We start from the raw sequence: 24387 nt of genomic DNA on the forward strand, positions 1-24387 counted from the left end.
ATATCAATAGTGCATAACAAAAAGCTCTACTTTACCTAGTAGAGCCACAGTTTATGTCAAAAAACTCTATTAATACTCTTCGAAAATCTCTTCAAACCACGTCAGCGTCGCCTTACCGTACTCAAGTACAGCTTACGGCTAGCTTCCTAGTTTTCACTTTGATTTTCATTGAGTATAAAATGCCAGAAGAAGAGCATAAAAGAGCACACAAAAAGAGACAAAAACAAGATCTACTAAATAAAGGTTCTTTATTTGATAGACTTAGTTGTTCATGTCTCCCTTACCTCCGAGTATTAGTATCTTTATCCTATACCTTTAAGGAAATTTTGTCAATAGAAAACTGACAATTCTAATCTCTAAAATCCGAAAACAGGTCCATAGAGAGTCAGGACGTGTTTGACATGATCGTAATGGAATTTGTCGTAGTTTCGCCAAGCAATGCGTGCTTGATCGTTTAGTTTTAGGGTACCAAGACCTATTAGAAGACTGGTACGTTGGTAAAATTTCTCAAGGTCAATTAAGATACTGTTGTTCAACTTTTCCGCTTTTGTGAGCTCTTACAGAGTAGTATTTAGCAGCTCTTGTAATCGAATATCATCTGCCCTACCCTGTTTGCAGCTTTGGAGACTTTTATTTAACTCGGATAGGAGTTGGGTTGCATTGGTAATGAGTTCTTTGTCTTCCATGTGAGCATCCTCCTTGCTCTGATGTATTATTGCCTATAGTATAGCATTAACAAACAAAAATATAATAGTAAATATGTTAAAACATCGAATTTTAATTACAAAGTTTGATGTGCTGATTTGTAGCCTTTTCATGGTATAATCAAGAGAGTAAATCTTTATGGAGGAAGTATGAAATTAAATATTCAAGAAATTCGTAAGCAGTCTGAAGGCTTGCATTTTGAACAAACGTTAGATCTAGCCGCAGACCTGCGTGCACGTAATCAAGAAATTTTAGATGTAAAAGATATCCTTGCTGTTGGGAAAGTACAGTATGAAGACCGTATGTATTTCTTAGATTATCAACTATCTTATACCATTGTTCTTGCTTCAAGTCGCAGTATGGAGCCAGTTGAGTTAGTTGAATCTTATCCAGTAACGGAAGTTTTCATGGAAGGCGCAACTAACCAGCTAGATCAAGAAGTTCTAGATGATGATTTGGTCTTGCCTATCGAAAATGGAGAACTTGATCTTGCTGAGAGCGTGTCAGATAATATCCTTCTCAACATTCCTATCAAGGTCTTGACGGCTGAAGAAGAGGCTGGTCAAGGATTTGTTTCAGGAAATGACTGGCAAATCATGACAGAAGAAGAATACCAAGCCCAACAGGCAGTTAAGAAAGAAGAAAACAGTCCTTTTGCTGGCTTACAAGGACTATTTGACGGAGACGAATAATGGTCTTGTCAAAAAAACGAGCACGAAAAGTGCTGGAAGAAATAATTGCTCTGTTTCCAGATGCCAAGCCCAGTCTTGATTTTACCAATCATTTTGAACTACTAGTTGCGGTCATGTTGTCAGCTCAGACAACGGATGCAGCGGTAAATAAGGCTACACCAGGTCTCTTTGCTGCCTTTCCAACGCCACAAGCCATGTCTGTAGCGACAGAGAGTGAAATTGCTTCACACATTTCTCGCCTGGGATTGTATCGGAATAAGGCTAAATTCCTTAAAAAATGTGCCCAACAGTTACTAGACGATTTTGACGGTCAAGTTCCTCAAACACGTGAGGAATTGGAGAGTTTGGCAGGTGTTGGTCGCAAGACAGCCAATGTTGTCATGAGTGTTGGTTTTGGGATTCCAGCCTTTGCAGTGGATACTCATGTAGAGCGTATTTGCAAACACCACGATATTGTCAAAAAATCAGCGACACCGCTTGAGGTGGAAAAGCGGGTCATGGATATCTTGCCACCGGAGCATTGGTTAGCTGCCCATCAGGCCATGATTTATTTTGGAAGAGCTATTTGTCATCCTAAAAATCCAGAGTGTGACCAGTACCCACAGTTATATGACTTTAGCAATTTATAAGCAATTTATAAGATGGGGTTTCAAAAGTTTTTGCTTGATTTTAAGCATGCTTTGTGCTATAGTATTTGATAACTAAATATTCCTTTAAACCTGTCCCGTGAGGCAGGCAAGGAGAACGATTAAGTAGTAGGGTGAAGTCTATACTGTTTGCAGTAGGGCTCGCTTGGCTATACATTTCAAGTCTCCTTGTTTAAGGAGACTTTTCTTTTTGGAGGTTTGTCATGAAGGCAAAAGAAGTTGTAGACGAATTGACTGTCAAACGAGCGATTACGCGTATTACTTATGAGATTATCGAGCGCAACAAAGATTTGAATAAAATCGTCTTGGCTGGTATTAAAACGCGTGGTGTATTTATCGCCCACCGAATCCAAGAACGTTTGGAGCAACTAGAAAATCTTTCAGTTCCTGTTGTGGAATTGGATACTAAACCTTTCCGTGATGATGTTAAAAGTGGAGAAGATACTTCTTTGGTTTCTGTCGTTGTGACAGACCGCGAAGTTATCTTGGTGGATGATGTGCTCTATACAGGTCGAACCATCCGTGCTGCTATTGATAATATTGTAGGTCATGGTCGTCCTGCGCGCGTGAGTTTAGCTGTTCTAGTCGATCGTGGACATAGAGAATTGCCAATCCGTCCAGATTACGTTGGAAAAAATATCCCAACTAGTCGTTCTGAAGAAATCATCGTAGAGATGGCAGAACTTGATGGCCAAGACAGAGTTCTGATTACTGAAGAAGCTTAGAAAGCTAAAGGAGTAGCCATGTCAGAAAATCAACAAGCATTGAACCATGTGGTGTCCATGGAAGACCTCACTGTCGATCAAGTGATGAAATTGATCAAGCGAGGAATTGAGTTTAAAAATGGAGCCCAGCTTCCCTATGAGGACCATCCGATTGTTTCCAATCTTTTCTTTGAGGATTCTACACGAACGCATAAGTCCTTTGAAGTGGCAGAGATTAAACTGGGATTGGAGCGACTTGACTTTGATGTGAAGACTAGTTCAGTCAATAAGGGTGAGACACTTTATGATACCATTTTGACTCTGTCTGCTTTAGGAGTGGATGTCTGTGTGATTCGCCACCCTGAGGTTGACTACTACAGAGAGTTAATTGCAAGTCCCACGATTACGACTTCCATCATCAATGGTGGAGATGGTTCGGGACAACACCCTAGCCAGAGCTTGCTTGATTTGATGACTATTTATGAGGAATTTGGCCACTTTGAGGGTCTTAAGGTTGCGATTGCAGGTGACTTGGACCACTCACGCGTTGCAAAATCCAATATGCAGATTTTGAAACGCTTGGGAGCTGAACTTTACTTTGCTGGACCTGAGGAATGGAGAAGTCAAGAGTTTGCAGACTATGGACAGTTTGTAATGATTGATGAAATCATTGATCAGGTGGATGTCATGATGTTTCTCCGTGTGCAACATGAACGCCATGATAGTGGAGCTGTCTTTTCCAAAGAAGACTACCATGCCCAACATGGCTTGACTCAAGAACGTTATGATCGCTTGAAAGAAACAGCAATCCTCATGCACCCAGCTCCAGTCAACCGTGATGTAGAAATCGCAGACCACTTGGTTGAAGCACCAAAATCACGGATTGTCCAACAAATGACCAATGGTGTCTTTGTTCGAATGGCAATCTTAGAATCCGTACTGGCGAGTAGAAACGCCAACTAAAACACAAGACGTTAAAAGACGCCAGTGAGCGTCCACGAGAGGTGAAAATATGACAAAAAGACTTCTAGTATTAGAAGATGGCACAGTTTTTGAAGGCAAGGCCTTCGGAGCAGATATTGATGTAACAGGCGAAATCGTCTTTAATACAGGCATGACCGGCTATCAAGAATCCATTACAGACCAGTCTTATAATGGACAAATCTTGACCTTTACTTATCCTTTGGTAGGAAATTATGGAATTAACCGTGATGATTATGAATCCATTATTCCAACTTGTAAGGGAGTCGTTGTATTTGAAGAAGCGCGTCGAGCAAGCAACTGGCGCAACCAAATGACCTTGGATGAATTTTTGAAAGCTAAAAAAATTCCAGGTATTTCAGGAATTGATACGCGTGCCCTTACCAAGATTATCCGTAAGCATGGTACGATGCGTGCAACCTTGACCCATGTTGGAGACAGTATGGATCATGTGACGGACCAGCTCCAAGCAACAGTTTTGCCGACAGACAATATCAAGCAGGTTTCTACTAAAACTTCCTATCCAGCTCCAGGAGTTGGTTTGAGTGTTGTCTTGGTGGACTTTGGTCTCAAGCACTCAATCTTACGTGAACTTTCTAAACGTAACTGTAATGTGACGGTTGTTCCGTATTCGACAACGGCAGAAGAAATTCTCCATCTCAATCCTGACGGAGTTATGTTGTCAAACGGTCCAGGTAACCCAGAAGATGTTCCACAGGCACTGGATATGATTCGTGGTGTGCAAGGGAAAATTCCAATCTTTGGTATTTGTATGGGACATCAACTCTTTGCAATGGCAAACGGTGCTAAGACCTACAAGATGAAGTTTGGTCACCGTGGATTCAACCATGCGGTACGCGAAATTGCTACAGGACGTGTGGATTTTACAAGTCAAAACCATGGTTATGCAGTTAGCCGTGAGGATTTGCCAGAGCATTTGATTATCACCCACGAAGAAATCAATGACAAGTCAGTTGAAGGTGTGCGCCACAGATATCAACCTGCTTTCTCTGTTCAATACCATCCAGATGCAGCCCCTGGTCCACACGACGCTAGCTACCTATTTGATGAGTTTATCGAGATGATGGAAGCTTTTAAACAATCAAACTAAGAACGAGTAAAAGCTCGTCGGAGAATTTATTTAATGGCAACCTGAGAGTTGCCGAATAGAAAGGCAGGTCGTTTCTTTTAGTCGCGATCAGGCGAACTAAAAACTCCCTGCACTAGATTTTTTACCGAAAAGTATCGTTTCGCTAAAAAATCGTCGGAGAATTTATTTAATGTCGCTCAGTGAGGCGACGAATAGAAAGGAGAAGATACATTGTTCGCGGAAGTGAACACGCCCTAAGAACTGTGTAAAAAAGATAAACATCGTCTTGACGCTGAAGGCGTCTGCACCGAGTTTCCTATTTTCACTGTGTTCTTGACGGGCTTTGTATCATAAACTATGCCTAAACGTACTGATATTCAAAAAATTATGGTGATTGGTTCTGGTCCGATTATTATTGGTCAGGCTGCTGAGTTTGACTACGCTGGGACCCAGGCTTGCTTGTCTTTGAAAGAGGAAGGTTATGAGGTTGTTTTGGTTAACTCAAACCCTGCAACCATCATGACGGACAAGGAAATTGCTGATAAGGTTTATATTGAGCCAATTACACTTGAGTTTGTGACTCGTATTCTTCGTAAGGAGCGTCCAGATGCCTTGCTACCAACACTCGGTGGTCAGACAGGGCTCAATATGGCCATGGAATTGTCTAAAAATGGTATCCTTGATGAGCTTGGTGTTGAGCTTCTGGGTACTAAACTATCTGCCATCGATCAAGCGGAGGACCGTGACCTCTTTAAACAATTGATGGAAGAACTCAACCAACCAATCCCAGAATCTGAAATTGTCAACACAGTCGAAGAAGCAGTTGCCTTTGCAGCAACAATTGGCTACCCAGTCATCGTCCGTCCAGCCTTTACTCTTGGTGGCACTGGTGGTGGTATGTGTGCCAACGAGGAAGAATTGCGCGAGATCGCTGAAAATGGTCTGAAGTTGTCACCTGTTACCCAATGTTTGATTGAGCGTTCAATTGCAGGTTTCAAGGAAATCGAATACGAAGTTATGCGTGATTCAGCTGACAATGCCCTGGTTGTTTGTAACATGGAAAACTTTGACCCAGTCGGGATTCACACAGGAGATTCCATTGTATTTGCCCCTGCCCAAACCATGTCAGACTATGAAAACCAAATGCTACGTGACGCGAGCTTGAGCATCATTCGTGCCCTCAAGATTGAAGGTGGATGTAACGTTCAGCTGGCTCTTGATCCACACAGCTTCAAGTACTACGTCATCGAAGTAAACCCTCGTGTATCACGTTCGTCAGCCCTTGCATCTAAGGCGACAGGTTACCCAATTGCCAAATTGGCTGCTAAGATTGCCGTCGGTTTGACTTTGGATGAGGTTATTAACCCAGTTACAGGTTCAACCTATGCCATGTTTGAGCCTGCCCTTGACTATGTGGTTGCCAAGATTCCGCGTTTCCCATTTGACAAGTTTGAAAAAGGGGAGCGTCGTCTAGGTACACAAATGAAGGCGACCGGAGAAGTCATGGCGATTGGCCGTAACATCGAAGAGTCACTTCTTAAAGCTTGTCGTTCCCTTGAAATTGGGGTACATCACAATGAAATGCCTGAACTTGCAGCGGTTTCGGATGATGCCTTGATTGAAAAAGTTGTCAAAGCCCAAGATGATCGTCTCTTCTATGTATCAGAAGCCATTCGCCGTGGCTACACACCAGAAGAAATTGCTGAATTGACCAAGATTGATATCTTTTATCTTGATAAACTCTTACATATCTTTGAAATTGAGCAGGAGTTGGGTGCCCATCCACAAGATCTAGAAGTCTTGAAAACTGCAAAATTGAATGGATTTTCAGACCGTAAGATTGCTGAACTCTGGAATACTACAGCTGACCAAGTTCGCCAGCTTCGTTTGGAAAACAAGATTGTTCCAGTTTATAAGATGGTAGATACTTGTGCGGCAGAATTTGACTCTGAAACACCATACTTCTATTCAACCTATGGTTGGGAAAACGAGTCTATCAAGTCTGATAAGGAATCTGTACTTGTCCTAGGTTCTGGTCCAATCCGTATCGGTCAAGGGGTCGAGTTTGACTATGCAACGGTTCATTCAGTTAAGGCTATTCAGGCGGCTGGCTATGAAGCCATCATCATGAATTCAAACCCAGAGACCGTTTCTACAGACTTCTCGGTATCTGATAAACTCTACTTTGAACCATTGACATTTGAAGATGTTATGAACGTCATCGACTTGGAGCAACCAAAGGGTGTTATCGTTCAGTTCGGTGGTCAAACAGCCATCAACCTTGCGGAGCCATTGGCGAAAGCAGGTGTGACCATCCTTGGGACACAGGTTGCTGACCTAGACCGAGCTGAGGACCGTGACCTCTTTGAGCAAGCTCTTAAAGATTTGGATATTCCACAGCCACCAGGACAAACGGCTACCAATGAAGAAGAAGCAGTTCTTGCAGCTCGAAAGATTGGCTTCCCAGTTCTTGTCCGTCCATCTTATGTACTTGGTGGACGTGCTATGGAAATCGTTGAAAACGAAGAAGACCTTCGTTCTTACATGCGCACAGCGGTTAAGGCTAGTCCTGACCATCCAGTCCTTGTAGACTCTTATATCGTTGGACAAGAGTGTGAAGTTGATGCCATTTCAGACGGAGAAAATGTCCTTATCCCTGGTATCATGGAGCATATCGAACGTGCTGGTGTCCACTCAGGTGACTCAATGGCCGTTTACCCACCACAAACCTTGTCGCAAAAGGTTCAGGAAACTATAGCAGACTATACGAAACGTCTAGCAATCGGCCTTAATTGCCTTGGAATGATGAACATCCAGTTTGTTATCAAGGATGAAAAAGTCTACGTTATTGAGGTCAATCCACGTGCCAGCCGTACGGTTCCATTCCTTTCTAAAGTGACCAATATCCCTATGGCTCAAGTAGCAACCAAGCTCATTCTTGGTCAAAAACTTGAAGAACTTGGCTACCAAGATGGACTTTACCCTGAAAGTACCCGCGTTCATATCAAGGCACCTGTCTTCTCCTTTACCAAACTAGCTAAGGTAGACAGCTTACTTGGTCCTGAAATGAAGTCAACAGGGGAAGTTATGGGTTCTGATACGACTTTGGAAAAAGCTCTCTATAAGGCCTTTGAAGCTTCTTACTTACACTTGCCAACTTTTGGTAACGTTGTATTTACCATCGCTGATGATGCCAAAGAAGAAGCCTTGGACTTGGCTTGTCGTTTCCAAAATATTGGCTATGGAATCCTCGCGACAGAAGGGACAGCAGCCTTCTTTGCCAGTCATGGATTGCAAGCCCAACCTGTTGGTAAGATTGGTGATGACGATAAGGATATTCCAAGCTTTGTTCGTAAAGGAAGAATTCAAGCTATCATTAACACAGTAGGAACAAAACGAACTGCAGACGAAGATGGAGAGCAGATTCGCCGTTCAGCTATTGAACACGGGGTGCCCCTCTTCACAGCCCTAGATACAGCTAACGCCATGCTCAAAGTATTGGAAAGCCGTAGTTTTGTCACAGAAGCGATTTAAATAGAAAAAAGAGAAGGTATAACGATCTTCTCTTTTTTGTTATATTTTTTCTTGTAAACTACTGCTTAATCAGCTTTTGCGATAAGCTTTAATGCTATGACTATACCATTCTTGCATTTCCTTTGATGGTGGTGTCATATAATCCCCGTACATCTGGGTTAAAAATTGATCATATTTTTTAGGGACGGGCAACATACGGCCTTCAAACTCAGTTAAGATGAGTTCTTTAAAGGTATCAACTGGGAAGACTTCTTTCATTCCTTCTTTACCAATACCAATTCCTCCCTCATATTGAGGAGTGTTAGTTGCAGCATTTTTGACTAGCTGATCAATTTTCTTGTAAAAGTAACGGGGATTGACCACTCGGAGGGCGTACCAGCTACATAATCTTAGAAAATCTTTTAATTTGCTATCACCGTGAACTGCTCGTGATTTTTTGATATAAGCTAGTTGACGAAGGGCTACATACTTATAACTCTTGTCGACAATGCTCAAGTCTGTAAAGCGATCAATTGGGAAGACATCAATAAAGAGACTGGTGTCATGACGCTTGTACTTAACATGGTCTTCGATAACAGTAGAAGTATCCAAAATCGATGCGAAATTATGGAAGTACCAAGAAGAAGTGTCGTAGGAGAGAACCTTATAACGTGGATGGTCTTCTTCCTCAATAATCTTCAGTAAACGCTCATAATCTTCACGATAAAGGGAAATATCGATATCATCGTCCCAGGGAATCATACCTTTGTGGCGGATAGCTCCAAGCATGGTTCCATAACTTAGAAAATAAGGAATATCATGTTTCTTACAAGTCTCATCAATATAGTCTAGCAGGGCTAGTTGAATTTCTTTAATTTCTTCTTTTTCTAAATACTGCATCCTAATCCTCCAATTTATAAGCGTGAAATTCATGACTGTAGAAGCGTTTTTCTTCTGGTGGTAGGGTCATATAATCTCCATAAAATTGCGTCAAAATAGTATCAAATTTTTCAGGTGCTGGAAGGTTTAAATTTTCAAAGGGTAAATCAATTGTTTTATCGAAGGTACCACTTGGGAAGACTTCCTTTTCCTTAAATTTAGAAGGGATAAAAGCCATATACTGCCCATTCTCACGATTATATTTTTGAATTTCTTTCTCGATTTTATTTGCAAAATAACGAGGAGAAACCGGTCGAAGGAGCAACCAAAAGGCTGTTCGTATCAAATCTTTTAAAAGGCTATCCTTATAGACAATATTTTTATGTTTACTGAAAGACAGAAGTTTGAAGCTTTCCAGTTTATAACAAGTATCAATGACCTTAGGATCATCAAAGCAATCCATAGGGAAAATATCGATAAAAACACCTGACTCATAGGTTTTTGTATTCCGAGTATCAATAATTTTAGTTGTACTGTCGGTTATTTTGATAAAGTTGTTAAAGTAGTTCTTATCAGTTTCTAAGGAAAGGAGCTTATATTTGTTTTTTTCCTTTTGAAAAATGTTTATAAATCGTTGGTAGTCTTCTCGAGGCATGGACAGATCGATATCGTCGTCCCAAGGAATAAAGCCCTGATGTCGAACTGCCCCAATCAGAGTACCGTAGTTAATAATATAGTTGATATTGTGCTTTTTACAGAGAGTATCAATATAATCCAAAATTTCTAATTCAATTTGTTTGGCATCTTCAATGGTTAGTTGTTTCATTCTATACTCCTAAGATTTTTTGAATTTATTTTTTAAGGCTAGGACATGGTTTAAAAATTCATAGAAAATGCTATCTTTGGTGAAGGCAAGTAGACCAATATAAGAGATGGCTGATAACAAGACAATCAAACCAGTATTAATCAAAAATGGCAAATTAATGACCATATCCACGGGATACAAGAAATTAATCAGGAAATAAATTCCTACAAAGGAAAGTGAAAAGAGCGAGTATCGAACAGTATAGCTAAAGATATGTCCTAAGTGGATGAGTTGTTTTCTATGGATGAAAATGATATAGAAAACAAGTAGAGAGGCCTCTGATAGCATAGTTGTCAGTAAGTAGTATTCAGGAGCCACGATGTGGTTGAAAAAGAGGAGACTATTTAAGCCCAAATTGAGTAATCCTGCAAAGACTGTATAGACTGTGATTCGTTTTTCATAGCCATTTGTAAAGAGAATTTGGGAACCAAGAATGGTATCTAAGGCCAGGATAATCGTACGAAAAGCGAAGAGAGAGGTTAAGATACCACCTCCGATATATTTTTCACTACCGTAAAGTAGGATGGCATTTGGTCCTAAAACCATGAGTCCAAAACTCAGTGGAATGATAAAGAAGTTAAAGATTCGACTGCCTCTGTTAACAAGTGCGACATAGGCTTCCTTATCGCCTTTTCCTAGATAGTAACTGAGACGAGGCACACTCACTCCGATAGCTCCTGTTACAACACCAGCTATAACGGTCACAATTCGTTGAGCCATGGTATAGTAACTAACGTTGACATCAATCCCTGTTTTAACGAGGAAGAGACGATCCAAAAAAGTGAAGAGCATATTGGCATTGGCAAAGACCAACATGGCTGTCAAAGGGAGAAAGAGCGGTTTAAAATCACTTATGTGAATCTTAACAAGCTTAATGTCTCTTTTAATCCAAAAATAACTAATCAGATAGTTAATCAGTGTCGATAAACTCATCACAAGTGTATAGACAACAATATCGTGTTCATTTTTGACAAACAGGAAAATAGAGACCAGCATCAGGATACGGATGAAGGCAGTCTTGTAAAAAAGAAAACTGTAATTTTCCAGAGCTTCATTGACCCACTCGATTGAAAAAATCTGGGCAATGAGTTGAATCCCCATAACAAGGTAGACCTTTTTGATGATTGGATTATCTGTAAAGAAGAGAGGATAGGCAAGGATATAGACAGCAGTAGTCAAAATCGTACAAGCTATGCACAAATAAAAAAGACTAGAGAAGGTTCTATTCAGATCTTTTTTGTTATCCTTGACATTGCTGATGGCTCGTAAACCGTAGTTATAGACCCCATAAGTTGCAAAGGGTAAGAAAAATGACAAAATTGTGTCGACTGAGTTGAAGTAACCATAGTCAGTTCGGTCCAAGACACGCGCGACGTAGGTACCAGTTAAGATGGGAAAAATAATATTCAAGACACGAATTCCCATGTAAGATAGAGCATTTAATTTTATACTTTTCATTCAATTTACCTCGTTTTTCATTATATCATAAAGTTAGCTAATAAGAAATGAAGGGCAGTAATACTCTTCGAAAATCAAATTCAAACCACGTCAGCGTCGCCTTACCGTACTCAAGTACAGCTTACGGCTAGCTTCCTAGTTTGCTTTTTGATTTTCATTGAGTATAAGTCAAGTAATCACTTTGAAGTTTCAAAGTTTGATTTTAAGCTTTCTTTAAGAAAACTATATTATTCTGAAGAACTCTAAAATTTCACAGCCATTTATTAGTAATGACTACAGAATTCCTAGTCACTACTAGAAATGGACCAGTTTCTTTGAATAATGGAACTGCTTAATCCTCCTATTCTAGAACGGGATGACTAGTATTTCTTTTATGATAGGACTAGATTGTGGTATAATAGAGAGAATAAGTTTTTTTAGTAAGACAAAGGAGAAAAAAGATGATTTATGCAGGAATTCTTGCTGGTGGAACTGGCACACGTATGGGAATCAGTAACTTGCCAAAACAATTTTTAGAGCTAGGTGATCGACCTATCTTGATTCATACAATTGAAAAATTTGTCTTGGAACCAAGTATTGAAAAAATTGTAGTTGGGGTTCATGGAGACTGGGTTTCTCATGCAGAAGATCTTGTAGATAAATATCTTCCTCTTCATAAGGAACGTATCATCATTACAAAAGGTGGTGCTGACCGCAATACAAGTATTGAGAAAATCATTGAAGCCATTGATGCTTATCGTCCGCTTACACCAGAGGATATCGTTGTTACCCACGATTCTGTTCGTCCATTTATTACGCTTCGCATGATTCAGGACAATATCCAACTTGCCCAAAATCATGACGCAGTGGACACAGTTGTAGAAGCGGTTGATACTATCGTTGAAAGTACCAATGGTCAATTTATTACAGATATTCCAAATCGTGCTCACCTTTATCAAGGACAAACACCTCAAACATTCCGTTGCAAGGACTTCATGGACCTTTATGGATCTCTTTCTGATGAAGAGAAGGAAATCTTGACAGATGCATGTAAAATCTTTGTGATCAAAGGAAAAGATGTGGCCTTGGCCAAAGGTGAATACTCAAATCTGAAGATTACAACCGTAACAGATTTGAAGATTGCAAAAAGTATGATTGAGAAAGACTAGTAAAATGATTAATCAAATTTATCAACTAACTAAGCCTAAGTTTATCAATGTCAAATATCAGGAAGAGGCTATTGACCAAGAGAATCATATCCTCATCCGCCCTAATTATATGGCGGTCTGTCATGCGGATCAGCGTTACTACCAAGGAAAACGTGATCCAAAGATTTTGAATAAAAAGCTTCCAATGGCAATGATTCACGAGTCATGTGGAACCGTTATTTCTGACCCGACAGGAACCTATGAGGTTGGGCAAAAAGTTGTCATGATTCCTAATCAGCCTCCTATGCAGAGTGATGAAGAATTCTATGAAAACTACATGACAGGGGCTCATTTCTTGTCTAGTGGATTTGATGGCTTTATGAGAGAGTTTGTTTCTCTTCCTAAAGATCGTGTGGTGGCTTATGATGCTATCGAAGATACGGTTGCAGCGATTACAGAGTTTGTCAGTGTCGGTATGCACGCTATGAGTCGTCTATTGACCCTTGCTCATAGCAAGCGGGACCGAATCGCCGTTATCGGAGATGGAAGTTTAGCTTTTGTGGTTGCTAATATTATCAACTATACTTTGCCAGATGCAGAGATTGTGGTTATTGGTCGTCATTGGGAAAAATTGGAACTTTTCTCATTTGCCAAAGAATGTTATATTACTGATAATATTCCTGAAGATTTGGCCTTTGACCATGCTTTTGAGTGTTGTGGTGGTGATGGTACTGGACCAGCTATTAATGACTTGATTCGCTACATTCGTCCTCAGGGAACGATTCTCATGATGGGAGTTAGCGAATATAAAGTCAATCTCAATACTCGTGATGCCTTAGAAAAGGGCTTGCTCTTAGTTGGGTCCTCTCGTTCTGGTCGCATTGATTTTGAAAATGCAATCCAAATGATGGAAGTCAAGAAATTTGCCAATCGTCTTAAAAATATCCTTTATCTAGAAGAACCTGTAAGAGAAATTAAAGATATTCACCGTGTCTTTGCAACCGATTTAAACACAGCCTTTAAAACCGTGTTTAAGTGGGAAGTATAAGAACTGGAGGTTAATTGTGGAGAAAATCATTAAAGAGAAAATTTCTTCCCTACTTAGTCAAGAAGAGGAAGTCCTCAGTGTTGAACAACTGGGGGGAATGACCAATCAAAACTATTTGGTCAAAACAACAAATAAGCAATACATTGTTAAATTCTTTGGTAAAGGGACAGAAAGGCTGATCAATCGTCAAGATGAAAAGTACAATCTTGAACTACTAAAGGATTTAGACTTAGATGTAAAAAATTATCTTTTTGATATTGAAGCTGGTATCAAAGTAAATGAGTATATCGAATCTGCGATTACGCTTGATTCAACGTCAATCAAGACCAAATTTGATAAAATTGCTCCAATTTTACAAACTATCCATGCATCTGGCAAGGAATTAAGGGGAGAATTTGCTCCTTTTGAAGAAATCAAAAAATACGAATCCTTGATTGAAGAAAAAATCCCTTATGCCAACTATGAAGCTGTTCGAGAAGAAGTCTTCTCCTTAGAGAAAAGACTGGCTGACTTAGGTGTTGACAGAAAATCTTGTCATATCGATTTGGTGCCTGAAAACTTTATCGAATCACCTCAAGGACGTCTTTACCTGATTGACTGGGAATATTCATCAATGAACGATCCAATGTGGGATTTGGCTGCCCTCTTTTTAGAGTCTGAATTTACTCGTCAAGAGGAAGAAGACTTCTTGTCTCACTATGAGAGTGAGCAAACACCTGTCTCTCGTGAAAAGATTGCCATTTATAAAATTTTACAAGATGCTATTTGGAGTCTATGGACAGTCTACAAAGAAGAGCAAGGTGCAGATTTTGGTGACTATGGTGTAAATCGTTACCAAAGAGCTGTTAAAGGTTTGTCATATTATGGAGGTTCAGATGAAAAATAAAAATGGAGTTTCTTTTGGTCTACTCTCAGGTGTTTTCTGGGGCTTAGGTCTAACGATTAGTGCTTATATCTTTTCGATTTTTACAGATTTGTCACCCTTTGTGGTGGCTGCTGCTCACGATTTCTTGAGTATCTTTATCTTACTAGCTTTTCTTTTGGTAAAAGAAGGAAAAGTTCGTCTCTCAATTTTCTTAAATATTCGCAATGTGAGTGTTATCATCGGAGCTTTGCTAGCAGGCCCTATCGGTATGCAGGCTAACCTTTATGCAGTTAAGTATATCGGAAGTTCCTTAGCTTCATCAGTATCGGCTATCTACCCTGCGATTTCTGTTTTATTGGCTTTCTTCTTTTTGAAGCACAAGATTTCGAAAAATACTGTGTTTGGGATTGTCTTGATTATTGGAGGGATTATTGCTCAGACCTATAAGGTTGAACAGGTCAATTCCTTCTACATTGGGATTCTCTGTGCTTTGGTTTGTGCTATTGCATGGGGAAGTGAGAGTGTTCTTAGCTCTTTTGCCATGGAAAGTGAACTGAGTGAAATCGAAGCCCTCTTAATCCGTCAAGTGACTTCATTCTTGTCCTATCTTGTGATTGTGCTCTTTTCTCATCAGTCATTTGCAGAAGTGGCCAATGGACAATTACTAGGTCTTATGATTGTCTTTGCAGCCTTTGATATGATTTCCTACTTGGCTTATTATATCGCTATCAATCGCTTGCAACCAGCCAAGGCTACAGGCTTGAATGTGAGCTATGTAGTATGGACAGTCTTGTTTGCAGTTGTTTTCTTGGGTGCACCGCTAGATATGTTGACAATTATTACGTCACTTGTCGTCATTGCTGGAGTTTATATTATTATTAAAGAATAAAGGAGATTCGTGTGAAAGCCATTATCTTAGCAGCGGGATTGGGAACTCGCTTGCGTCCTATGACTGAAAATACCCCTAAAGCCTTGGTTCAGGTTAATCAAAAACCTTTGATTGAATACCAAATTGAGTTTCTCAAAGAAAAAGGAATCAATGACATCATCATCATCGTTGGTTACCTTAAAGAACAATTCGATTACTTGAAAGAAAAATACGGAGTTCGCCTCGTTTTCAATGATAAATACGCTGACTACAATAACTTTTACTCTCTCTATCTTGTAAAAGAAGAATTAGCTAACAGTTATGTTATCGATGCCGATAATTATCTCTTTAAAAATATGTTCCGCAATGATTTGACACGTTCGACTTATTTTAGTGTTTATCGTGAAGATTGTACCAATGAATGGTTCTTGGTCTATGGAGATGACTACAAGGTTCAAGATATTACTGTTGATAGCAAGGCTGGTCGTATCCTTAGTGGTGTATCATTCTGGGATGCTCCAACTGCTGAAAAGATTGTCAGCTTTATCGATAAGGCTTATGCAAGTGGCGAGTTTGTTGATCTCTACTGGGACAATATGGTTAAGGATAACATCAAAGAGTTAGATGTCTATGTTGAAGAATTAGAAGGCAATAGCATCTATGAAATCGATAGTGTCCAAGACTATCATAAATTAGAAGAAATTCTTAAAAACGAAAATTAAAGATTCCAACATCTGGCTAAAATAGTCGGATGTTTTTTTGATTTTTTACGAATAAATAGATGAGTAGAAAAAGAAATGGAGTTATTTATGAAAATCACAAACTATGAAATCTATAAGTTAAAAAAATCAGGTTTGACCAATCAACAGATTTTGAATGTCCTAGAATACGGTGAAAATGTTGATCAAGAACTGTTGTTAGGTGATATTGCAGAAATTTCAGGTTGCCGAAATCCAGCTGTTTTTATGGAACGTTTTTTTCAGATAGACGATGCGCATTTGGAGAAGGAGTTTAAAAAATTTCCATCTTTCTCTATTTTAGATGACTGTTACCCTTGGGATTTGAGTGAAATATACGATGCGCCTGTACTTTTATTTTACAAGGGAAATCTTGACCTCTTGAAATTTCCTAAGGTAGCGGTCGTGGGAAGTCGTTCTTGTAGCAAACAGGGAGCTAAGTCAGTTGAAAAAGTCATTCAGGGATTGGAAAATGAACTGGTTATCGTCAGTGGATTAGCCAAGGGCATTGACACAGCAGCTCATATGGCAACTCTTCAGAATGGCGGAAAAACCATTGCAGTGATTGGAACAGGACTGGATGTGTTTTATCCTAAAGCCAATAAACGCTTGCAAGACTACATCGGCAATGATCATCTGGTTCTCAGTGAATATGGACCTGGCGAACAACCTCTTAAATTTCATTTTCCTGCCCGTAATCGCATCATTGCTGGAATTTGTCGTGGCGTGATTGTAGCAGAGGCTAAGATGCGCTCAGGGAGTCTCATTACCTGTGAGCGAGCAATGGAAGAAGGACGCGATGTTTTTGCTATTCCTGGAAGTATTTTAGATGGACTATCAGACGGTTGCCACCATTTGATTCAAGAAGGTGCAAAATTGGTCACCAGTGGGCAGGATGTTCTTGCGGAATTTGAATTTTAAGACGAAAACTCGCTTACTAGACAAACTTTTCTTCTATATATAGGAGCTAAGTCTTGACAGTTATGGCAAAATGGTTTACACTTTATAAAGTTTATTACTTTGAAAAGGTGTGATACTGTGGCTACGGCAACAAAAAAGGAAAAATCAACAGTTAAAAAAAATCTAGTAATCGTGGAGTCGCCTGCTAAGGCTAAGACGATTGAAAAATATCTAGGCAGAAACTACAAGGTTTTAGCCAGTGTCGGGCATATCCGTGATTTGAAGAAATCCAGTATGTCCGTCGATATTGAAAATAATTATGAACCGCAATATATCAATATCCGAGGAAAAGGACCTCTCATTAATGACTTGAAAAAAGAAGCCAAAAAAGCTAATAAAGTCTTTCTGGCGAGTGACCCGGACCGTGAAGGAGAAGCGATTTCTTGGCATTTGGCCCATATTCTCAACTTAGATGAAAATGATGCCAACCGTGTGGTCTTCAATGAAATCACCAAGGATGCGGTCAAAAATGCTTTTAAAGAACCGCGTAAGATTGATATGGATTTGGTCGATGCTCAACAGGCACGCCGTGTCCTGGACCGCTTGGTAGGGTATTCGATTTCGCCTATTTTGTGGAAGAAGGTCAAGAAAGGCTTATCAGCAGGTCGCGTTCAGTCTATTGCGCTTAAGTTAATCATTGACCGTGAGAATGAAATTAATGCCTTCCAGCCAGAAGAATACTGGACAATTGATGGTGTCTTTAAAAAGGGAACCAAGCAATTTCAGGCATCCTTCTATGGAGTAGATGGCAAAAAGCTGAAACTGACTAGCAATGATGAGGTCAAGGAAGTCTTGTCTCGTCTGACTAGTAAAGACTTTTCAGTGGATCAGGTGGATAAGAAAGAGCGCAAACGCAATGCTCCATTACCTTATACTACTTCATCTATGCAGATGGATGCTGCCAATAAAATCAATTTCCGTACTCGAAAGACCATGATGGTTGCCCAACAGCTCTATGAAGGGATTAATATTGGTTCTGGTGTCCAAGGTTTGATTACTTATATGCGTACTGATTCGACCCGTATCAGTCCTGTAGCCCAAAATGAAGCTGCAAGTTTCATTACGGATCGTTTTGGTAGCAAGTATTCTAAGCATGGTAGCAAGGTTAAAAATGCTTCAGGTGCTCAGGATGCCCATGAGGCTATTCGCCCGTCTAGCGTTTTTAATACACCTGAAAGTATTGCTAAGTATCTGGACAAGGACCAGCTCAAGCTCTATACCCTTATCTGGAATCGTTTTGTGGCTAGCCAGATGACAGCTGCTGTCTTTGATACTATGGCTGTTAAATTGTCGCAAAATGGAGTTCAATTTGCTGCCAATGGTAGTCAGGTTAAGTTTGATGGTTATCTTGCCATTTATAATGATTCTGACAAGAATAAGATGTTACCGGACATGGCTGTTGGAGATGTAGTCAAGCAGGTAAATAGCAAACCAGAGCAACATTTCACTCAACCGCCTGCTCGCTATTCTGAAGCGACACTGATCAAGACCTTGGAGGAAAATGGGGTTGGCCGTCCGTCAACCTACGCACCAACAATTGAAACCATTCAGAAACGTTATTATGTTCGCCTTGCAGCCAAACGCTTTGAACCGACAGAGTTGGGAGAAATTGTTAATAAGCTCATCGTTGAATATTTCCCAGATATCGTAAACGTGACCTTTACAGCTGAAATGGAAGGCAAACTGGATGATGTCGAAGTCGGAAAAGAGCAGTGGCAACGTGTCATTGATGCCTTTTACAAACCATTCTCCAAAGAAGTGGCCAAGGCTGAAGAAGAAATGGAGAAAATCCAGATTAAGGATGAACCAGCTGGATTTGATTGTGAAGTGTGTGGCAGTCCAATGGTCATTAAACTTGGTCGTTTTGGTAAGTTCTATGCTTGTAGCAATTTCCCAGATTGCCGTCATACCCAAGCAATCGTGAAAGAAATCGGTGTTGAGTGTCCAAGTTGTCATCAGGGACAAATCATTGAGCGTAAAACCAAGCGTAACCGTCTCTTCTATGGTTGCAATCGCTATCCAGAATGTGAATTTACCTCTTGGGATAAGCCTGTTGGTCGTGACTGTCCAAAATGTGGCAATTTCCTCATGGAGAAAAAAGTCCGTGGTGGTGGCAAGCAGGTTGTATGTAGTAATGGTGACTACGAAGAAGAAAAGATTAAATAAGAGGAGAGTCCTGAAAGTGAATTTCAGGCTCTTTTTGGTTGGAACTTGACAAAATTCACCATTGTATGCGAAACTAGAAGAAGATTATTTTAACTAGGAGAAGTTATGCGTATTATTTATCTAATTATTGGCTTTTTATCACTGGCCTTGGCTATTATTGGGGTTGTTTTACCCTTGTTGCCCACAACGCCTTTTCTTTTATTGTCTATTGCTTGTTTCTCCAGAAGTTCCAAGCGCTTTGAAGATTGGCTTTATCATACCAAGCTCTATCAAACATATGTAGCTGATTTTCGCGAGACTAAGTCTATTGCGCGTGAACGTAAAAAAAAGATTATTGTCTCTATCTACATCTTAATGGGAATTTCCATTTATTTTGCACCTCTTTTACCAGTCAAAATCGGTCTGGGTGCTTTGACTATCTTTATCACTTATTATCTCTTCAAGGTCATTCCTGACAAAGAATAGTTAAAATAGTAGTTATTTGCCTTGATAAAATTGAAAATATATTTACAACAATATGATATAATAAATTCAAAGTAATACTCAAGGAGAATCAAATGATTTACGAATTTTGTGCTGAAAATGTGATCTTGCTTGAAAAAGCGATGCAGGCTGGAGCTCGTCGAATCGAACTTTGTGACAATCTAGCAGTTGGTGGGACAACACCCAGCTATGGAGTGACTAAGGCAGCGGTTGAACTGGCAGTTAACTACGATACAACCATCATGACCATGATTCGTCCACGTGGTGGCGACTTTGTCTATAATGAACTAGAAATTGCAATCATGCTAGAAGACATTCGTTTAACTGCTCAGGCTGGAAGTCAAGGGGTTGTATTTGGGGCTTTAACTGCTGATAAGAAGTTGGATAAACCTAATCTTGAAAAGTTAATTGCTGCATCAAAAGGAATGGAAATTGTCTTCCACATGGCCTTTGATGAATTGAGTGATGAGGATCAACTGGAAGCTATTGACTGGCTTAGTCGAGCTGGTGTCACTCGAATCCTGACTCGTGCGGGTGTATCTGGCGATTCACTAGAAAAACGTTTTGCTCACTATCACAGAATTTTGGAGCACGCTAAAGGTAAAATTGAAATTCTACCAGGTGGGGGGATTGACCTTGACAACCGTCAAACCTTTATCAATCAGCTAGGCGTGACACAATTACATGGAACCAAGGTTGTCTTTTAAAAAATAGAAAGGAACTGCTAGCTTTGGGTAGCAGTTTTCACTTATGTTTGAAATTTTTAAATCCTATCAGTTTAATCAAGAAAAGGCTCATGATTATGGTTTTGTAGAAAATGGTGGAGTGTGGACCTATAGTTGCCAAATTTTGCAGGATGACTTTGTCATGACTGTGTCCATCACTACTGATAATGTGAGTTTTCAAGTCTTTGACCAGGAGACTGGTGACCTCTATCCTCAAGTTCATATGGAAAGTATGACAGGAAGTTTTGTTGCAAGTGTCCGTGAGGCTTGTCTGGAGATTCTCTACCAGATTCGGAAGGCTTGTTTTGAGGTACAGGATTTTATCTGCCCTCAGACTAAGCGAATCATGACTCAAGTTCAGGAAAAGTATGGTAATCAGTTGGAGTATTTGTGGGAGAAATCGCCTGATACGGCAGTGTTAAGACATGAAGGCAATAAAAAGTGGTATGCCGTCTTGATGAAAATTTCTTGGGATAAGCTGGAAAAGGGCAGAGAAGAGCTAGTGGAAGCAGTCAACCTCAAACATGACAAAGTAGCCGATTTACTTTCAAAAAAGGGCATTTATCCAGCTTTTCATATGAATAAACGTTACTGGATTAGTGTGGCGCTTGATGATACTTTATCAGATAAAGAAGTATTGGAATTTATAGAAAAAAGTTGGAACTTAACCACTAAAAAATGAAACATTTCAATGGTTTTCAAGAACTTTCAATTAGCAAAATATTCTCTACTGAAGAAATTTTCAGAAAATATTGGATTTTTTCTTGACAAGCACTTTTGCCTATGCTAAAATACTAAACAAGATATCAAACGAAGGAGAAAGTCAAACATGAAAACAGCTAAGTTTAATCAATTTGCTTTGTTGTTGAGGTACTCGGGCTAGTGCAAAAAGCATTAGTCCTGTTTGGCTTACCAAGCGGGAGTGAATCAACATCTCGCTTGGGTTTCTGAGCGAGATGTTTTTTTAAAACCACATTTGGAAAAGGGGAAATCTTATGAGAACAGTTGAATTTCTAGATACCAGCCTTCGGGATGGAGAACAGACACCGGGTGTTAACTTTTCAATCAAGGAAAAAATTGCCATTGCAAGACAGCTGGAGAAATGGGGCATTTCAGCCATCGAAGCTGGTTTTCCAGCGGCTAGTCCAGACTCATTTACGGCAGTTCAGGAGATTGCTAAGACCTTGAAGAAAACGGCAGTGACTGGTTTGGCCCGCTCTGTCAAGTCTGATATTGATGCTTGTTACGAAGCCCTCAAGGATGCCAAATATCCACAGGTTCACGTCTTTATCGCTACTAGTCCCATTCACCGCAAGTATAAGCTCAATAAGAGCAAGGAAGAGATTCTAGAAGCTATTAAGGAGCATGTCTCTTATGCACGTTCCAAGTTTGAGGTTGTCGAATTCTCTCCTGAGGATGCGACCAGAACAGAGTTGGATTTCCTCTTACAAGTCGTTCAAACAGCGGTTGATGCAGGTGCGACTTATATCAATATCCCTGATACGGTAGGATTTACCACACCAGAGGAATATGGAGCTATCTTCAAATACTTGATTGAGAATGTCAAAACGGAACGTCAGATTATCTATTCGCCTCACTGTCATGATGACCTCGGAATGGCAGTGGCTAATAGCCTTGTTGCTGTCAAGAATGGGGCAGGACGAGTCGAAGGAACCATCAATGGTATCGGGGAGCGAGCTGGTAATGCTGCTTTGGAAGAAATTGCAGTGGCCCTCAATATTCGTCAAGATTACTATCAAGCAGAAACTAGTATTGTTTTAAATGAAACCATCAATACGTCAGAAATGGTTTCTCGCTTCTCTGGTATTCCAGTTCCTAAAAACAAGGCTGTAGTTGGTGGCAATGCCTTCTCTCACGAATCTGGTATTCACCAAGACGGAGTCCTTAAAAATCCTCTTACTTATGAGATCATCACCCCTGAATTGGTCGGTGTCAAGAGTAACAGCCTCCCACTTGGAAAATTGTCAGGTCGCCATGCCTTTGTTGAAAAACTAAGAGAACTGGCCTTAGACTTTACAGAAGAGGATATCAAACCACTCTTTGCTAAGTTCAAGGCATTGGCCGACAAGAAACAAGAAATCACAGATGCAGATATTCGTGCTCTGGTAGCTGGAACCATGGTTGAAAATCCAGAAGGCTTCCACTTTGATGATTTACAACTTCAAACTCATGCAGATAATGACATTGAAGCACTCGTTAGCCTAGCCAATATGGATGGTGAGAAAGTTGATTTCAATGCGCCAGGGCAAGGTTCTGTTGAAGCAATCTTTAACGCTATCGATAAGTTCTTTAACCAATCCGTCCGCTTGGTGTCCTATACTATTGACGCTGTGACAGATGGAATTGATGCCCAAGCTCGGGTTTTGGTCACTGTTGAAAACAGAGATACAGAAACCATCTTTAATGCAGCAGGGCTTGATTTCGATGTACTGAAAGCATCTGCTATTGCCTACATCAATGCTAATACCTTTGTTCAAAAAGAGAATGCTGGTGAGATGGGACGCAGTGTTTCCTATCGTGATATGCCTAGTGTGTAAAGGAGAAAGCTATGACAAAGAAAATAGTAGTTCTGGCAGGGGATGGAATCGGCCCAGAAATCATGGATGCTGGGTTAGAGGTTCTGGAAGCTATAGCTAAAAAAACAGGCTTTGACTATGAAATAGACAAACGACCTTTTGGAGGTGCAGGAATTGATGCAGCAGGCCATCCTTTACCTAGTGAAACCCTCAAAGCATGTAGAGAAGCAGATGCCATTCTCCTAGCGGCTATCGGTAGTCCTCAGTATGATGGAGTAGAGGTCCGGCCCGAACAAGGCTTGCTGGCTCTCCGTAAGGAACTAAATCTCTATGCTAATATTCGCCCTGTTAAGATTTTTGAGAGTCTCAAGCATTTGTCACCACTAAAACCAGAACGAATTGCTGGTGTAGATTTTGTCGTTGTGCGGGAGTTGACAGGCGGGATTTACTTTGGGGATCATATCCTTGAAGAGCGGAAAGCGCGTGATATCAACGAATACAGCTATGAAGAAATAGAGCGGATTATTCGTAAGGCATTTGAAATTGCAAGAAATCGCAGAAAAATCGTTACTAGTATCGATAAGCAAAATGTTCTAGCGACTTCAAAACTCTGGCGGAAAGTAGCTGAGAAGGTCGCACAGGATTTCCTAGATGTGACCTTGGAACACCAGCTGGTAGACTCAGCTGCCATGCTCATGATTACCAATCCTGCCAAGTTTGATGTCATCGTGACGGAGAATCTTTTTGGAGATATTTTATCTGATGAATCAAGCGTCCTATCTGGTACACTTGGGGTCATGCCATCAGCCAGTCATTCTGAAAATGGACCAAGTCTTTATGAACCTATTCACGGTTCAGCGCCTGATATTGCAGGTCAAGGAATTGCCAATCCTATTTCCATGATTTTATCAGTTGCCATGATGTTGAGAAATAGTTTCGGACGTTATGAGGATGCAGAGCGTATCGAGCGTGCTGTTGAGGCAAGTTTAGCAGCTGGAATTTTAACGAGAGATATAGGAGGACAGGCTTCGACCAAGGAAATGACGGAAGCTATTATCGCAAGGTTATGAAGTTAGACGAAAAAATTACTCTAGTCCTTTTGATTTGGAATGTCATGGTTTTCTTGATTTATGGTATTGACAAATCAAAGGCAAGGAGAAAAGCTTGGCGCATCCCAGAGAAAATCTTACTCATTTTGGCTCTTACTTGTGGTGGTTTTGGTGCCTGGTTGGCAGGAATTACTTTTCACCACAAGACTCGAAAATGGTACTTTAAAACGGTTTGGTTTCTCGGGATGGTGACCACACTAGTAGCCTTATATTTTATTTGGAGGTAAT

Annotated in this window: 22 protein-coding genes and 1 pseudogene; 19 read left to right on the top strand and 4 right to left on the bottom strand. The window is 40.3% G+C overall.

The genetic code is table 11. From position 1 onward, the window contains the following. Positions 1-356: 356 nt before the first annotated feature. A pseudogene (locus tag QM408_RS04295) lies at positions 357-686 on the bottom strand (helicase BlpT). Between the two features lie 168 nt (positions 687-854). On the opposite strand from QM408_RS04295, the gene QM408_RS04300 reads away from it, so the two are divergent. The 6 genes from QM408_RS04300 (at position 855) to carB (ending at position 8353) form a co-directional block, all read left to right on the top strand. Then, positions 855-1397, top strand: coding sequence for a YceD family protein (locus tag QM408_RS04300; protein ID WP_000773212.1), 543 nt, complete (start codon positions 855-857; stop codon positions 1395-1397). After that, a complete protein-coding gene (gene nth, locus QM408_RS04305; protein WP_414373737.1) occupies positions 1397-2026 on the top strand; it encodes an endonuclease III in 630 nt (209 codons plus the stop codon). Before QM408_RS04300 ends, nth begins: the two co-directional genes overlap by 1 nt. 221 nt (positions 2027-2247) lie before the next feature. Next, a complete protein-coding gene (gene pyrR / locus QM408_RS04310) occupies positions 2248-2769 on the top strand; it encodes a bifunctional pyr operon transcriptional regulator/uracil phosphoribosyltransferase PyrR (RefSeq protein ID WP_261084118.1) in 522 nt (173 codons plus the stop codon). An 18-nt stretch (positions 2770-2787) separates the two neighbouring features. Continuing rightward, entirely contained in the window at positions 2788-3711 is a 924-nt protein-coding gene (locus tag QM408_RS04315; protein WP_020902787.1) for an aspartate carbamoyltransferase catalytic subunit, read from the top strand. A gap of 49 nt (positions 3712-3760) precedes the next feature. Then, positions 3761-4840, top strand: a complete 1080-nt coding sequence (locus QM408_RS04320) for a carbamoyl phosphate synthase small subunit (RefSeq protein WP_000166853.1) — start codon at positions 3761-3763, stop codon at positions 4838-4840. A gap of 336 nt (positions 4841-5176) precedes the next feature. Continuing rightward, positions 5177-8353, top strand: a complete 3177-nt coding sequence (carB, locus tag QM408_RS04325) for a carbamoyl-phosphate synthase large subunit (protein ID WP_261020573.1) — start codon at positions 5177-5179, stop codon at positions 8351-8353. A gap of 69 nt (positions 8354-8422) precedes the next feature. Here the strand turns inward: carB and QM408_RS04330 are convergent, their stop codons facing one another. Genes QM408_RS04330 through tacF form a run of 3 tightly spaced genes read right to left on the bottom strand, consistent with a single transcriptional unit; the run spans position 8423 to position 11534 of the window. Beyond that, positions 8423-9232 carry a LicD family protein gene (locus QM408_RS04330; RefSeq protein ID WP_229294886.1) on the bottom strand — a complete coding sequence of 270 codons (810 nt, stop codon included), beginning with the start codon at positions 9230-9232 and terminating at the stop codon, positions 8423-8425. Between the two features lies 1 nt (position 9233). Next, complete coding sequence (locus QM408_RS04335) at positions 9234-10037, bottom strand: LicD family protein (RefSeq protein ID WP_414373741.1); 804 nt, start codon at positions 10035-10037, stop codon at positions 9234-9236. Between the two features lie 9 nt (positions 10038-10046). After that, positions 10047-11534 (bottom strand): type IV teichoic acid flippase TacF, encoded by a 1488-nt coding sequence (gene tacF, locus QM408_RS04340; protein ID WP_084926574.1) that lies wholly within the window; start codon positions 11532-11534, stop codon positions 10047-10049. A 440-nt stretch (positions 11535-11974) separates the two neighbouring features. Here tacF and QM408_RS04345 point away from each other — a divergent pair, with 440 nt between their 5' ends. The 13 genes from QM408_RS04345 to QM408_RS04405 all read left to right on the top strand — a co-directional run bounded on the left by QM408_RS04345 (position 11975) and on the right by QM408_RS04405 (position 24386). Beyond that, positions 11975-12682: an IspD/TarI family cytidylyltransferase gene (locus tag QM408_RS04345; RefSeq protein ID WP_000638496.1), complete on the top strand. Its 708-nt coding sequence runs from the start codon at positions 11975-11977 to the stop codon at positions 12680-12682. A gap of 4 nt (positions 12683-12686) precedes the next feature. Further along, entirely contained in the window at positions 12687-13709 is a 1023-nt protein-coding gene (locus QM408_RS04350) for a ribitol-5-phosphate dehydrogenase (RefSeq protein ID WP_000609874.1), read from the top strand. Positions 13710-13725: 16 nt separating this feature from the next. After that, a complete protein-coding gene (licA, locus tag QM408_RS04355) occupies positions 13726-14595 on the top strand; it encodes a choline kinase LicA (RefSeq protein WP_414373744.1) in 870 nt (289 codons plus the stop codon). Beyond that, positions 14585-15463, top strand: coding sequence for a DMT family transporter (locus QM408_RS04360; protein ID WP_000791850.1), 879 nt, complete (start codon positions 14585-14587; stop codon positions 15461-15463). The genes licA and QM408_RS04360 overlap by 11 nt, the downstream gene beginning before the upstream one ends. A gap of 11 nt (positions 15464-15474) precedes the next feature. Then, on the top strand, positions 15475-16164 hold the full coding sequence (locus tag QM408_RS04365; RefSeq protein WP_000643974.1) for a sugar phosphate nucleotidyltransferase: 690 nt from the start codon (positions 15475-15477) through the stop codon (positions 16162-16164). 87 nt (positions 16165-16251) lie between these two features. Then, complete coding sequence (gene dprA / locus QM408_RS04370; RefSeq protein WP_033685171.1) at positions 16252-17100, top strand: DNA-processing protein DprA; 849 nt, start codon at positions 16252-16254, stop codon at positions 17098-17100. Positions 17101-17217: 117 nt separating this feature from the next. Beyond that, entirely contained in the window at positions 17218-19305 is a 2088-nt protein-coding gene (gene topA, locus QM408_RS04375) for a type I DNA topoisomerase (protein WP_084928455.1), read from the top strand. Between the two features lie 105 nt (positions 19306-19410). Continuing rightward, the gene (locus QM408_RS04380; protein ID WP_050389980.1) at positions 19411-19770 is read left to right on the top strand and encodes a YbaN family protein; all 360 of its coding nucleotides are present in this window, start codon (positions 19411-19413) and stop codon (positions 19768-19770) included. Between the two features lie 92 nt (positions 19771-19862). Further along, the gene (locus tag QM408_RS04385; RefSeq protein WP_414373747.1) at positions 19863-20495 is read left to right on the top strand and encodes a copper homeostasis protein CutC; all 633 of its coding nucleotides are present in this window, start codon (positions 19863-19865) and stop codon (positions 20493-20495) included. 43 nt (positions 20496-20538) lie between these two features. After that, complete coding sequence (locus QM408_RS04390; RefSeq protein ID WP_070527767.1) at positions 20539-21195, top strand: MmcQ/YjbR family DNA-binding protein; 657 nt, start codon at positions 20539-20541, stop codon at positions 21193-21195. 313 nt (positions 21196-21508) lie between these two features. Further along, complete coding sequence (locus QM408_RS04395) at positions 21509-23071, top strand: 2-isopropylmalate synthase (protein WP_414373749.1); 1563 nt, start codon at positions 21509-21511, stop codon at positions 23069-23071. Between the two features lie 11 nt (positions 23072-23082). Next, positions 23083-24120: a 3-isopropylmalate dehydrogenase gene (leuB, locus tag QM408_RS04400; RefSeq protein WP_269796706.1), complete on the top strand. Its 1038-nt coding sequence runs from the start codon at positions 23083-23085 to the stop codon at positions 24118-24120. Beyond that, a complete protein-coding gene (locus QM408_RS04405; RefSeq protein ID WP_414373752.1) occupies positions 24117-24386 on the top strand; it encodes a DUF1294 domain-containing protein in 270 nt (89 codons plus the stop codon). Before leuB ends, QM408_RS04405 begins: the two co-directional genes overlap by 4 nt. The last annotated feature ends 1 nt before the right edge of the window (position 24387 follow it).

The sequence above is a fragment of the Streptococcus mitis genome (genome assembly GCF_047464965.1).
Lineage (GTDB): Bacteria > Bacillota > Bacilli > Lactobacillales > Streptococcaceae > Streptococcus > Streptococcus mitis_DU.